The organism is Companilactobacillus farciminis KCTC 3681 = DSM 20184 (assembly GCF_002706745.1).
Classification (GTDB): Bacteria; Bacillota; Bacilli; order Lactobacillales; family Lactobacillaceae; genus Companilactobacillus; species Companilactobacillus farciminis.
Genome location: NZ_CP017702.1, coordinates 717,236 through 729,653 on the forward strand (window position 1 = coordinate 717,236; position 12,418 = coordinate 729,653).

13 protein-coding genes and 1 other annotated feature are annotated in these 12,418 nt (G+C 35.8%); all 13 genes read left to right on the plus strand.

What is annotated here, in order from left to right:
• The first annotated feature begins 315 nt into the window (after positions 1–315).
• The 13 genes from LF20184_RS03405 (at position 316) to hisI (ending at position 12,418) form a co-directional block, all read left to right on the plus strand.
• A complete protein-coding gene (locus LF20184_RS03405; RefSeq protein WP_010020644.1) occupies positions 316–906 on the plus strand; it encodes a TetR/AcrR family transcriptional regulator in 591 nt (196 codons plus the stop codon).
• A gap of 89 nt (positions 907–995) precedes the next feature.
• Positions 996–2,273 carry an RNA polymerase factor sigma-54 gene (gene rpoN / locus LF20184_RS03410; RefSeq protein ID WP_010020643.1) on the plus strand — a complete coding sequence of 426 codons (1,278 nt, stop codon included), beginning with the start codon at positions 996–998 and terminating at the stop codon, positions 2,271–2,273.
• A gap of 196 nt (positions 2,274–2,469) precedes the next feature.
• Positions 2,470–3,396, plus strand: a complete 927-nt coding sequence (locus tag LF20184_RS03415) for an AEC family transporter (protein ID WP_010020642.1) — start codon at positions 2,470–2,472, stop codon at positions 3,394–3,396.
• A gap of 158 nt (positions 3,397–3,554) precedes the next feature.
• Positions 3,555–4,724 (plus strand): RNA-guided endonuclease TnpB family protein, encoded by a 1,170-nt coding sequence (locus tag LF20184_RS03420; RefSeq protein WP_010020641.1) that lies wholly within the window; start codon positions 3,555–3,557, stop codon positions 4,722–4,724.
• 137 nt (positions 4,725–4,861) lie between these two features.
• Positions 4,862–5,692: a histidinol-phosphatase HisJ gene (gene hisJ / locus LF20184_RS03425; RefSeq protein ID WP_010020639.1), complete on the plus strand. Its 831-nt coding sequence runs from the start codon at positions 4,862–4,864 to the stop codon at positions 5,690–5,692.
• Positions 5,693–5,776: 84 nt separating this feature from the next.
• Positions 5,777–6,001 (plus strand) — a binding site (T-box leader).
• Positions 6,002–6,063: 62 nt separating this feature from the next.
• The gene (locus LF20184_RS03430) at positions 6,064–7,230 is read left to right on the plus strand and encodes an ATP phosphoribosyltransferase regulatory subunit (RefSeq protein WP_010020638.1); all 1,167 of its coding nucleotides are present in this window, start codon (positions 6,064–6,066) and stop codon (positions 7,228–7,230) included.
• Positions 7,205–7,846, plus strand: coding sequence for an ATP phosphoribosyltransferase (gene hisG / locus LF20184_RS03435; RefSeq protein WP_010020637.1), 642 nt, complete (start codon positions 7,205–7,207; stop codon positions 7,844–7,846). Before LF20184_RS03430 ends, hisG begins: the two co-directional genes overlap by 26 nt.
• A 311-nt stretch (positions 7,847–8,157) precedes the next feature.
• Complete coding sequence (gene hisD, locus LF20184_RS03440) at positions 8,158–9,444, plus strand: histidinol dehydrogenase (RefSeq protein WP_010020636.1); 1,287 nt, start codon at positions 8,158–8,160, stop codon at positions 9,442–9,444.
• Positions 9,445–9,459: 15 nt separating this feature from the next.
• Positions 9,460–10,044 carry an imidazoleglycerol-phosphate dehydratase HisB gene (hisB, locus tag LF20184_RS03445; RefSeq protein ID WP_010020635.1) on the plus strand — a complete coding sequence of 195 codons (585 nt, stop codon included), beginning with the start codon at positions 9,460–9,462 and terminating at the stop codon, positions 10,042–10,044.
• A complete protein-coding gene (gene hisH / locus LF20184_RS03450; protein ID WP_010020634.1) occupies positions 10,044–10,661 on the plus strand; it encodes an imidazole glycerol phosphate synthase subunit HisH in 618 nt (205 codons plus the stop codon). Before hisB ends, hisH begins: the two co-directional genes overlap by 1 nt.
• Positions 10,642–11,361, plus strand: a complete 720-nt coding sequence (gene hisA / locus LF20184_RS03455; protein WP_010020632.1) for a 1-(5-phosphoribosyl)-5-[(5-phosphoribosylamino)methylideneamino]imidazole-4-carboxamide isomerase — start codon at positions 10,642–10,644, stop codon at positions 11,359–11,361. The genes hisH and hisA overlap by 20 nt, the downstream gene beginning before the upstream one ends.
• Positions 11,355–12,107, plus strand: coding sequence for an imidazole glycerol phosphate synthase subunit HisF (gene hisF, locus LF20184_RS03460; protein ID WP_010020631.1), 753 nt, complete (start codon positions 11,355–11,357; stop codon positions 12,105–12,107). The genes hisA and hisF overlap by 7 nt, the downstream gene beginning before the upstream one ends.
• Positions 12,107–12,418 (plus strand): phosphoribosyl-AMP cyclohydrolase, encoded by a 312-nt coding sequence (gene hisI / locus LF20184_RS03465; protein ID WP_029606569.1) that lies wholly within the window; start codon positions 12,107–12,109, stop codon positions 12,416–12,418. Before hisF ends, hisI begins: the two co-directional genes overlap by 1 nt.

Sequence of the window (12,418 nt, forward strand, 5' to 3'; positions counted from 1 at the left end):
TCCCTTATAATGCGATAAGTTATTAAAAAATAGTAACTTTATTATTGGTGCCGAACCCATACATATTCTCGTTACAACTAGAGTATATGACCTAGTCAAAAACAAGTAAATAAAATAGATCAATTAATTAATTATACCATTGTGATAATATTTCTTATATATACCAATCATAGAGATGCAAATAAAAACACTTCAAATCCATGGACGTTTTATCTATTGATTTGAAGTGTTTTTACTTGAAAGTTATAAAAAATCGAAACAAATTATTAACTAAAATATGTTATAGTGATGCCAAAAATAGTGGTGGTGAGGATAATGGAAAAAGTTGATCGACGTGTACAAAAAACTAATCAATCCTTACAATTAGCGTTTAAAAAATTAGCTAAGACAACTAGGTACCGAGATATTACAGTTAAGCAATTAACTAAAACAGCTCAGATCAATCGGAAGACTTTTTATTTGCACTACGATTCAATCGACGACTTTTCAGCAATGGTTGCGGATGAAATTTCTGAAAAAATTTTACAGTTGATTTTGGAAAAGCCACTTAGAGAAGGTTTGTCAGTCCCTGGGTTTATCTTCGATAAAGTATTTGATTTCTTTTCCCAATCACGAGAATTCTATACTTTCATGATGACGTCGGCCGATTATAGTTTTATCGGACAACAAGTAGAGACAATGGTTTCCAGAGGTTTGGCTGATGCTATTTTAAAAGAATTTGATCTTTGTAAATTGGACGCCTATGTCTGTGCTAGTTTTTTGATTCGTAATACTTTGATGCTGTTTCGGATATATAACGATGGACAAGTGCATCTTGATAGAAGTGAATTTAGAGATCGTCTGATCCGGCTTAATTCATCAGGATTAAAGAGCTTTTTGGATATTAACCGTAATTTGGAAAATTAATTTTTTAGAGAGGAATACAAATTACTTAAAAAGCGCTATCATTATATTAGTTATTAAATGAAAGCGTTGTTAAGAAGGGAGTGAATCTGATGGAATTAAAACAAAACTTGAATCAAAAACAAGTTCAGGGATTGTCTTTGACTCAAGGTATGCGTCAGTCCATTTTAATATTGCAGTCTGATGCAATTGATTTAGCAGATTATTTAAATGAACAAAGTTTGGAGAATCCATTATTTGACGTCCATGTCAATTTGGATATGCCATTTATTGAAAATAGTAATAATACTTCATATCAAATTAAAGATGAACAACAATCATTATTTGAATATTTATTAGATCAAGTCCAGTTAACGATGAGAAAGACACCTTTGCGGGACTTAGTTATTTATTTGATTGAACAATTAGATCCAAATGGTTATTTGACTTTGTCAGATAAAGAAATTTTTGAGGAAGTAAAAGATATTACGCCAATTATGTTGCTCGATGCCAAAACATTGTTGCAACAATTAGACCCTCCAGGGATTGGAGCTCGTGATTTAAGAGAGTGCTTATACTTGCAAGCTCAAGCAGATAACGCCAACGCAGAGGTTATGTCCATGTTGAGCGATAACTTTGAATTATTCACTAAACATGAGTGGAAGCAATTGAAGCGTAGTTTGAAGATTTCTAATGTTGAGTTGCAAAAAGATATTAGTTTTATTCAATCGTTGTCAGCTAATCCGGGTCAAAGATATACATCACAAAATGAACAGTATGTCGTCCCAGAATTGCAAGTTAAAAAGAATCAAGATAAATTGACTTTGTCGATCACTAAATATGGACAACCACAGTTGGTTTTCGCTGAAGAAACATATGACCGCTTAGTTAAATCAACCGATGATGATGTTCAAAAATATATTCACGATAAATATAATCAATACAAGACTTTGGAATACAATTTACAACGTCGAATTGATACTATTTCAATCATTGGTAGATGTATTGTCAGAGCTCAATATCAGTTCTTCATGCAAAATACTCAAGCCTTAGAGCCACTATTGATCAGGGATGTTGCTCAAAAGTTGCAGATCAGTGAATCAACAGTCAGTCGAACAATCAATGGTAAATACATTCAGACTGACTTTGGTATTTTTGAATTGAAGCGTTTCTTCTCCCGTCGTAGTAAGGTAACTGTGGGTGAGGATAAGTCAGTTGATCAAGTTAAAGTTAAGATCAAAGATATCATCAATGATGAAGATAAAAAGAAACCATTGAGTGACCAAAAGATTTCCGACATGCTACAAGAAGATGGATTAAAAATTGCTCGTCGGACAGTAGCCAAGTATCGTGAACAATTAGGTTTCCCATCAACTAGTCGTCGTATTTGAAAAAATAAAAAAGATTTATCGAAGCATCTGTTCGGATTTAATGCTGTCCGAATAGATGCTTTTTGCTATGGAGGACAGAATTTTAACACTAACCAAATTTGGAAAAGAATCAAAAGTTTTACACTATTTTTAATAAAAATCGCTTTTTGGCATAAAATATTTGTATAATGTATTAACCAAAGAGGGGAATATATTTATGAATATTGGACAATTGATAAATCAAATCATTTTGATGTTTGGTTTAATGCTGATTGGGGTTTTGATCAATAAGTTAAAATTTATGCACGCACAAACCTCTAGTGATTTAACCAACGTCTTGTTGTATATCGTTTCACCATGTTTAATCATCAACGCTTTTGAACAACCTTATTCTGATTCACGGATCAAGCAATTTTTGTTGGCAATTTTGGGAGTTGTCATCTTGTACGTTGTAGAGATTATTGTTGCCAAGTTAGTTTTTGGACGTTTAAAAAATGAGAATCTCAGACGTATTGCCCAATATGGCAGTATTTATTCGAATGCCGGTTTTATGGGGATTCCTCTGATCAGTTCTTTATTCGGTGCACCGGGAGTATTTTTTGCGGTCGTATCTTTGGCAGGTTTTAATATTTTTAGTTGGACTCAAGGAGTTTCTCTATTTAAAACTAATGAAAATGAGGAGAAAACTGATTGGCAGCAGGTTTTATTGAATCCAAATATTATTGCAATTGTTTTGGGCGTTTTCTTGTTTGTTTTTTCAATTAAGATTCCCAGCGTTCCTAACCAAATCATCAAATACATCGGTTCTGTCAATACGCCTTTATCGATGATTGTTATTGGTAACAGTTTGGGGAATATCACTTTTAGTAAAAAGATGTTGAACAAAGAAATTGGTTTGACGATTATCTTACGTAATTTACTATTTCCAATTATCGCTATTTTCATCCTGCAATTTTTGGGAGTGACTGGCATTGCCTTTTATACAACAGTAGTGATGGCAGCCTGTCCAGTTGCTGGATTAGTAGTTTTGTTCACTTTACAGGCACAAGGGGATGCTGCTCCAGCAATTTCTTTGATGAGTTTGTCGACAATTTTGAGTTTAATTACGATTCCTTTGGTTTTTGCTTTGGGAAATGTTTTATAAGACCGGAAGGTCTTTTTTTATAAAAATCGCTAATTGAGAAAATACGGTAATTTATTGCTGTGATGAATCAATGATTTATGCGATTTGAGGTATTTTTGCAAACATATGTTCCCCTTATGTGATATAATTACGATACCAAATCATGGGAGAGGGTTCATATGGTCTTAAAGGGTATCAAACTACGTATTTATCCAGATAGTTACCAAAAGGAACTGATTGAATATAATTTTGGCGCTAATCGTTTTGTTTGGAACAATATGTTAGACATGATGATCAAACGTCATGAAAATAATCCTGATTTGAAATCTTTGAAAGCATTCGACTTGAACTATATTTTAACAACTTTCAAAAAAGAACACACTTGGCTAAAGAAAGCTGAAAGCACTAGTCTTCAAGTTTCTAATAAAGATTTATTTGAGGCTTATAAAGGTTTCTTTAGTAAAAAGCGTAAGTTTCCACGATTCAAAAGTAAGAAATATCCAAAACAAAGTTATCAATCTAAATTTGTTAATAACAATGTTGCAATACTTGATGATTCTTATATCAAGTTACCTAAACTTGGAGTAATGAAATATAAGAACAAAAAATCAATTCCTAGTGTAATCAAGTACGTGACTATTCGTAAATCATTGACTAACAAATATTACGCTATTCTTACGGTTGATGAAGATATTACTCAATTACCAAGGACAAACAGGTCTGTCGGTCTTGATATGGGTGTTTGTGACCTAGTAATCTGTTCAGACGGAAGTAAGTATAAGACTATCCGTTTTGATAGGAAACTTGCTAAAAAGAAACACTATTGGGAAAAACGATTAGCTAGAAGACGTAATCAAGCTCTAAGGGATATTCAGTATAAAAAGAAATTTGGATTGATTGATCCAAAGCCTTTAGAACAATATTCGAACTATATGAGGGCAAAACTCATGGTAGCTAAGTATAGTGAGAAAATTGCTAACCAACGAAAAAACTACCTTCATAAAATAACTCGTGAATTAGTTGAGAATAATGATTTGATTGTTATTGAAGATTTGAAAACCAAAAATCTTCTTGGTAATCATAAACTATCACGTGCTATTGCTAACCAATCATGGAGAGCATTAAGGTTAATGCTTGAATACAAATGTGAATGGTACGGTAAGAAATTTCTGGTTGTTAATCCATTCAAGACTAGTCAAATCTGTTCCAACTGTGGTTACGATGATGGTAAACATGAGTTAGATATTAGAGAATGGGATTGTCCTAGTTGTGGTATTCATCATGATCGCGACATCAATGCAAGTAAAAATATATTAAATAATGGCTTGGAACAAGCCTTAGTAAAATAGTTCTGGCCTCTACTGACTAGTTGAAATACTAGTTGGCAAGTATGGAATGTTCCTAGAAGCTCGGTACTTTAGTGCCGATGTAGTTCACTGTTCAAAATTAGAAAAAGTGCTTCAATTATTAAAACGAGGTGATTGAAATGTTAACTGATGGACACACGCATACACAGTTTTGTCCACATGGCAGTGGTCAAGACGCTGAATTAATGATCCAACGGGCAATCAAGTTGGGTTTCAAGAAGTACTGTATTACTGAACATGCACCTTTGCCACCGGACTTTAAAGATGACTATGCAGGAACTGAAGAGGGGCTGACTGAAGCTTCAATGGCAAGTTCTGACTTGGAAAAATACTTTCAGGAAATGACCCGTTTGCAAAAGAAGTATCAATCTGAAATTAAAATTACGATTGGTTTTGAAGTGGATTATTTGCCAGGTTTTGAAGACTGGACTAAAGATTTTTTGGATGAATATGGCCCTAGAACGCAAGAAAATATTTTGTCAGTTCACTTTATGCGAGGAACTGATCAGAAGTTATGGTGCGTTGATTTTGGCGTGGATGATTTTCAACAAGGATTCAAAAGCTTATTAGAACGACCTCAAGATGTCTTTACGCATTATTTTCAAACAGTTAGAAATTCTGTTCAGGCGGATTTAGGAACTTATCGTCCAATCAGAATTGGTCACATGAGTTTAGTCAGAAAGTATCAAGACTATTTCCATTTACCAAGTCACTATGACGAGAAGAATTTACTGTTGGTTGATGAAATTTTGCAAGATGTTAAACAACAAGATCGACAATTGGATTTAAATTTAGCTGGATTGTATAAACCTTTTTGCAATGATTTTTATCCAGGCCAATCGATTTTAACTCGTGCCCAAAAGTTAGACATACCGCTAATTTATGGATCCGATGCTCACGATATTTTGTCAGTTGGTCGGGGTTATCATTTAGTAAAAGTGCTAAATTAAACTTGACAAATTAAAAAGCAGCTTATATCATTAGAAACAATTTAAATGATATCTAATAATTCTAATTTAAATTTAATTTTAATGATAAAAATAATGATTAGGAAAAGTAGTTGACCCGACCTTTACAGAGAGTTCTTGGCAGTGGAAAGAGAACATGGTGGTCAGTGAATCCACACCTATGAATTGCAGAGCTGAACAAAGTAGGCTTTGCCGATCGGTTTCGTTATCCGAGTTGACTCAGCCAACGTGAGGTTTAATCCGCAAGGGTTAGACGAAATGAGGTGGAACCGCGCAAATTACGTCCTCTTAGCAATTTATTTTGCTAAGGGGATTTTTTTATCTAATTTTTTATTTCAGGGGAGGTCAAGAAAATGAAAAACAATTTATTACCATTGGGAACTCGAGATGAATTTGGTGTTCGTTCTGAAGAAAAGCAACGCATTATCGGGGTGATTCAACGACATTTTAATAATTTAGGCTTTGCAAGAATCTCGACGCCAATCATTGAGAAACAAGCCGTTTTTCAACCTTACCAATTGGTCAATTCAAAAATGTATCGCTTGTTGGATCAAGAAGGCGACACGATTGTTTTAAGACCTGACTTGACCTTACCAATTGCGAGATTTCTCAGCTCAACAAGTATTCCTTTGCCACAAAAATTTTGTTACGTGGGTGATATTTTTCGACTTAGTCGCAGCCTTTCTGGTTCATACAATCAACTGACTCAAGCGGGAATTGAATTGGTTGGTTATCAGTCGACCAAAGCTGAATTGGAATGTCTGATTAATATTTATGATTTGAGCCAAGAAATTTTAGATGAACAAATAACGATTGAATTAGGATATGCCGATTTTGCCAAAATCTTTCTCGATATTTTTACTACTGATGTTGATTTGAGAAGGCAAATAGCTCAAGCCTTGTTCGATAAAAAAATAACTGAATATGAACGCTTGATATCCTCTTTTGAAGATCAGCGTTTGTATCCTTTGTTAAAAAAATGGCCGCGACTTTTTGGAGAACCAGATGTTATTTTCCAAGAATTAAATCAATATGAGTTGCCGGAATCAGTGACATTACGATTGAAAAAAATCAAAGAAATTGTTCTCTTAGTTAGACAGGTTCTTCCCAAGCAACAATTGGCCATCGATTTAAGTAGTCGTGCTCCACAGCAATATTACACTGGTTTGACCTTTCGAGGGTTCGCCAAAAGTGGGGAAGATTATATTTTCAGTGGCGGACGTTATGACAATTTATTAGCTAATTTTCAAGCTCAAAATGAACCAGCAGTAGGTATGGGAATTGACATCGACTTATTAACAGACTTATGTGTAAAAAAATTCAATCGTATACCAAAAACATTAGTCTTTAGTTCGATAAAGAATTGGTCAAAGGCACAAGCACTGGTAAAGAAATTGCCAAATGCGACTTTATCTTTGAGTAATACGAAAGTAGAGGCTGTAAAAGAGGCTCAAAAACTTCAAGCTAAATTGATTGATATTGAGGAGGATGAAGATGAATTTGAAAATAGCTCTAACTAAAGGTCGAGTTGAAAAGCAAGTCATTCCACTATTAGAAAAAGCCGGAATTGATTGTACCCAGTTACGAAATAAAAAAAGGCGTTTGATATTTAATTCCACATCACAACCTTTTGAATTTATCTTAGCCAAAGGTCCTGATGTCACAACTTTTTTGGAACGAGGAGTAGTCGATATAGGCATTGTCGGTAGCGATATTTTGACCGAACATCGCAACAGCCAATATGAATTGCTAGATTTACAGACGGGAAAATGTCAATTTGTCTTAGCATCGACTAACGACTTCGACCCAGATGAACCTAAACGAAAGATTATTGGAACTAAATATCCCAATATCACCAAAGATTATTTCGATACTCTTGGTCAAGATGTGGAAATAATCAAGATTGAAGGATCAGTCGAATTAGCACCTTTAATCGGTTTGACAGATGCCATCGTTGATATTACTGAAACAGGAACCACATTACGTGAAAACAATTTAAAAGTTTTTGATTATTTGAATAAGGTTTCCACTCGGGTAGTCGTCAATCGTATGGCTTTGAAACAGCATCCCCAAGAAATTTTTGAGTTTGTAGATCAACTAAAAAAAGTCGTTACTGAAGAAAAGGCTCTTTCTTAATCTTGGTTAGTGTAAGTATTCCGTCCTCCATAGCAAAGAAAATTTGGTTGGAACAATGTGGGCACGACTTGGAGCCTTTGCTAAGACCAAAACCAGGCAAAGTCTTCAAGCTCGACCTTTCACTAGGCAATAAATTGCCAAGAGAAATTTCACATTTGAGCCAATTTTCTTTACTATTCCGGACTAGATAGAAATTCTATTTTATTTTCTTAATTATTTGGAATAAATAACAGAAGACGTTATCTAGTCGAGAGTGACGGCACTTTAAATCTAATTAAATTTAAGAAAGAAGAAAAAAGAGGCAGGTAAAAATGAAAATTTATCAAAAGAGCTTAACTGAATTGGAACAAATCGTTCAAAACAAAACACGTCAATTGACGGATCCAAAGGTTGAACAGGCCGTTAGTCAGATTATTGAACAAGTTGCTGAAAATGGTGATACGGCTGTTCGTAATTATGAAGAAAAATTTGATCAAGTGAAATTGACCGATTTTAAATTAGATCAAGCGGTGATTGACGAAGCTTACGAAACTTTAGACGAAAATGTCAAACAAGCTTTGTTATTAGCAAAGAAAAATATCACAAGTTTTCACCAAAAAGAAGTCAGCAAGGGTTTCATCGATTCAGAGCAGGTCGGTGTTTTGCGAGGTCAAAAATTATTGCCTTTGGAAAAGGTTGGCTTATACGTTCCTGGTGGCACGGCTGCTTATCCTTCAACAATTTTAATGAGTGCTCTACCTGCCAAGATTGCTGGGGTCAAAGAAATAATCATGGTTACGCCACCACAAAAAGATGGTATTTCTAAGGCTGTTTTAGCTGCTGCCAAGATTGCTGGAATCGATTCAATTTATCAAGTTGGCGGTGCTCAAGCAATTGCTGCTTTAGCTTTTGGAACAGAGACAATTCCACGAGTTGACAAGATTGTTGGTCCCGGAAATATCTTTGTTGCAACTGCCAAGAAACAAGTTTTTGGCCAGGTAGCTATCGATATGGTGGCGGGTCCTTCAGAAATTGGTATTATAGCAGACGACCAGGCTGATCCTAAACAGTTAGCAGCTGATTTACTATCCCAAGCAGAGCATGATAAATTAGCTCGTCCTATCTTAGTAACCGACAGTGAAAAATTAGCCCAAGCAGTCAGTCAAAACGTTGATTTACAACTAAAGACCTTGCCACGACAAGAGATTGCTCAAGCATCAGTTTTGAACAAAGGATTCATTGCTATCGTAAAAGAACCAGCTGATATGTTTACTTTGATGAATTTGATAGCACCAGAACACTTGGAAATTCAATTGGAAAATCCAACTCAATATCTCAATCAAATTAAAAATGCCGGATCAGTTTTCTTAGGCAAATATGCTTCTGAACCATTGGGAGATTACGTTGCTGGTCCTAATCACATCTTACCAACGGGTGGTACAGCCAGATTTTCATCTCCACTAGGCGTATATGATTTCGTTAAAAGAACTTCATTTATTCAATACACAAAGCCGGCACTAGCTAAAGAGGCCAAAGCTATTACGACATTAGCACGAGTAGAAGGATTGGAAGCACACGCAAGAGCCATCGAATCAAGATTTGATAAATATTATGAATAATGCGAGGGAAAAAAGATGAGACAAGCAACGATTGAACGCAATACTAAGGAAACACAAATTAAGATGACATTGAATTTGGATGATCAGAGTCAAGTAGATATTGACACTGGGATTGGTTTTTTGAATCACATGTTGAACCTCTTCGCTAAACACGGACGCTTTGGTTTGGTAGTGAAAGTTAATGGCGATTTAGACGTTGATCCACATCACACGACTGAAGATACCGGTATCGTTTTGGGTGAATGTATCAAGCAGGCGTTAGGTCAAAAAGTCGGTATCGAAAGATTTGGAACTCAATTCGTACCAATGGATGAAACTTTAGGTCAGGTCAGTTTGGATCTCAGTGGTCGCTCATATTTAGTCTTTGATGCTTTGTTCGAAAATCCTCGTTTGGGTGGTTTAGATACTGAAACGGTCGAAGATTTTTTCCAAGCTGTTGCTTTCAGCGCTGAAATGAATTTGCACGCTCGAATCCTTTATGGTCGAAATACTCACCACAAGGTAGAGAGCTTATTCAAGGCCTTCGGTCGAGCTTTACGTCAAGCAGTAACAGTTAATCCTGAAATTATTGGAGTCAATTCTACGAAAGGTGTGATCTGATGTTTGCAATCGTCGATTATGATACTGGAAACACCCAAAATCTCAAAAAAGCCTTAGATTATTTACAAATAAAAAATCAATTAACGGCTGATCCGACAACTATCCTTCAAGCAGAAGCGGTAATTTTACCCGGAGTGGGGGCATTCAAGCCAGCCATGCAAGCTCTAGAAGACCGTAATTTAGTGTCAGTTTTGAAACAAGTCAAAGAAAAGCAAATTCCCATATTAGGCATTTGTCTAGGAATGCAATTGTTGTTCGAATCTAGTGAAGAATACGGACTTACTAAAGGCTTAGGTTTTATTAAAGGTCAGGTCAAAGCAATCCCCAAACGCCAACTAAAAATCCCACAAATGGGTTGGAATCAAAATCAAGCTTTCATACAAACTAGTTTTCCAATCGATCAAAGATACACTTATTTCGTTCATTCTTACTATGCAGACTGTTCTTTGGAAAACATTGTAGCCGGAGTAGATTATGGGCAATTGATTCCTAGCTTAGTTCAGAATGGCAAAGTTGTCGGCATGCAATTTCATCCCGAGAAGAGCGGTCAAGTCGGATTAGATTTGTTGAAGAATTTCCAAAGGATGGTGAATGAAGATGATTTTTCCCGCAATTGATTTAAAAAATGGTCAAAGCGTACGTTTGTTTCAAGGTGATTATCAAGTAGTGACGATGATTAACGCTAATCCAATACAACAGGCAAAGCAGATTGAAATATCTGGTGTTAAGCAGCTGCATTTAGTTGATTTGGATGGAGCTAAAAGTGGCCAGCCAGAAAATCTCGCAATAATCAGACAAATTCGTCAAGTTTTCACTGGCTTTTTGGAACTGGGCGGTGGTATTAGAACTTATCAAATTGCTCAACAATATTTGAAATTAGGAATTGATCGAATTGTAATTGGTTCAGCAGCTTTGAAAAATCCTCAGTTGGTGAAACAGTTGATCGATGATTTCGGCGCTTCAAAAATTGCTATTGGAATTGACGGTAAGAATGGACAAGTAGCGACTGAAGGCTGGTTGGAGCAGTCAAAGGTAAAAATGAGCAGCTTGATTGCTAAAATGAATGAATTTGGAGCCAAAAACTTCATCGTCACGGATGTCAGTCGAGATGGTACGATGCAAGGTCCTAATCTAAATTTATTGGGAGATTTGAAAGAAGAAATTCCACAGGTAAATTTAATTGCTAGCGGTGGAATTCGTAATATTGAAGATTTAAAAGCTTTGAAAAGAATGGGAATTGATCAGAGTATTATCGGCAAAGCTATCTTTGAAAAGACGATTTCTCTAGCTCAAATTTTGGAGGTGGAAAAATGTTAGCCAAAAGAATTATTCCTTGTCTTGATGTCGATGACGGTCGTGTCAAGAAAGGCGTTAATTTCGTAAATTTAACTGATGTCGGCGATCCCGTTGAAATAGCAGCCGAATATCAAAAGCAAGGTGCAGATGAATTGGTGTTCTTGGATATTTCTGCAACGAATCAAAAACGACAGACAACAATTAATATGGTAGAAAAAGTTTCCCGGCAAGTTTTCATGCCTTTGACCATTGGTGGGGGAATTAAATCGGTGGCTGGCATGGATCGACTTTTAAAAGTTGGAGCAGATAAGATTGCTATTAATTCAGCTGCCGTCAATAATCCTCAATTGATCAGTCAAGGTGCTCAAAAATTTGGCAATCAATGTATCGTAGTTGCTATCGATGTTAAAAAGATAGCCGACAAATACGTCGTTTATGTAAATGGTGGACAAAAAAAGACTGATTTGGATGCAATAGCTTGGGCTAAGAAAGTCGTTGAACTTGGAGCAGGAGAATTGTTAGTCACGAGTATGGATAAAGATGGTACTAAAGATGGCTTTGATATTGAATTATATCAAGCACTCAATCAAGTAGTTGACGTACCAATCATTGCTTCAGGTGGTGCAGGCAAAGTCGAAGATTTCAGTCAAGCTTTCTTAAAAGCCGATGTTGATGGAGCTTTAGCAGCTTCAGTCTTTCATTTTGGCGAATTAACAATTGCGGATGTGAAAAAATCTCTAAAATCCAAAGGAGTGATTGTTAGATGATACAACCAGATTTTTCAAAAGGGCTCTTAACTACTGTCGTGGTCGATGCAACAACTAAAGATGTCTTAATGGTTGCTTGGATGAATCAAGAGAGCTATCAAAAAACTCTAACTAGTGGTCAAACGTGGTTTTGGTCGCGTTCTAGAAAATGTTTATGGCATAAAGGCGAAACTAGTAGCAATACCCAAGATGTCATTGATTTAACTTTAGACTGTGATCTCGATACTTTATTAGTTACGGTCAATCCTCATGGTCCAGCTTGTCATACCGGCAATCGAACTTGTTTTTTTAATCCCGTGAGAGAAGGTTAA

Bases quoted from the DNA above. Each gene is read 5' to 3' on its own strand.
- hisJ (WP_010020639.1), top strand. From the start codon at position 4,862: ATGTTAACTGATGGACACACGCATACACAGTTTTGTCCACATGGCAGT.
- hisB (WP_010020635.1), top strand. From the start codon at position 9,460: ATGAGACAAGCAACGATTGAACGCAATACTAAGGAAACACAAATTAAG.
- LF20184_RS03430 (WP_010020638.1), top strand. From the start codon at position 6,064: ATGAAAAACAATTTATTACCATTGGGAACTCGAGATGAATTTGGTGTT.
- rpoN (WP_010020643.1), top strand. From the start codon at position 996: ATGGAATTAAAACAAAACTTGAATCAAAAACAAGTTCAGGGATTGTCT.
- hisH (WP_010020634.1), top strand. From the start codon at position 10,044: ATGTTTGCAATCGTCGATTATGATACTGGAAACACCCAAAATCTCAAA.
- hisD (WP_010020636.1), top strand. From the start codon at position 8,158: ATGAAAATTTATCAAAAGAGCTTAACTGAATTGGAACAAATCGTTCAA.
- hisF (WP_010020631.1), top strand. From the start codon at position 11,355: ATGTTAGCCAAAAGAATTATTCCTTGTCTTGATGTCGATGACGGTCGT.
- hisG (WP_010020637.1), top strand. From the start codon at position 7,205: ATGAATTTGAAAATAGCTCTAACTAAAGGTCGAGTTGAAAAGCAAGTC.
- hisA (WP_010020632.1), top strand. From the start codon at position 10,642: ATGATTTTTCCCGCAATTGATTTAAAAAATGGTCAAAGCGTACGTTTG.
- LF20184_RS03420 (WP_010020641.1), top strand. From the start codon at position 3,555: ATGGTCTTAAAGGGTATCAAACTACGTATTTATCCAGATAGTTACCAA.
- LF20184_RS03405 (WP_010020644.1), top strand. From the start codon at position 316: ATGGAAAAAGTTGATCGACGTGTACAAAAAACTAATCAATCCTTACAA.
- LF20184_RS03415 (WP_010020642.1), top strand. From the start codon at position 2,470: ATGAATATTGGACAATTGATAAATCAAATCATTTTGATGTTTGGTTTA.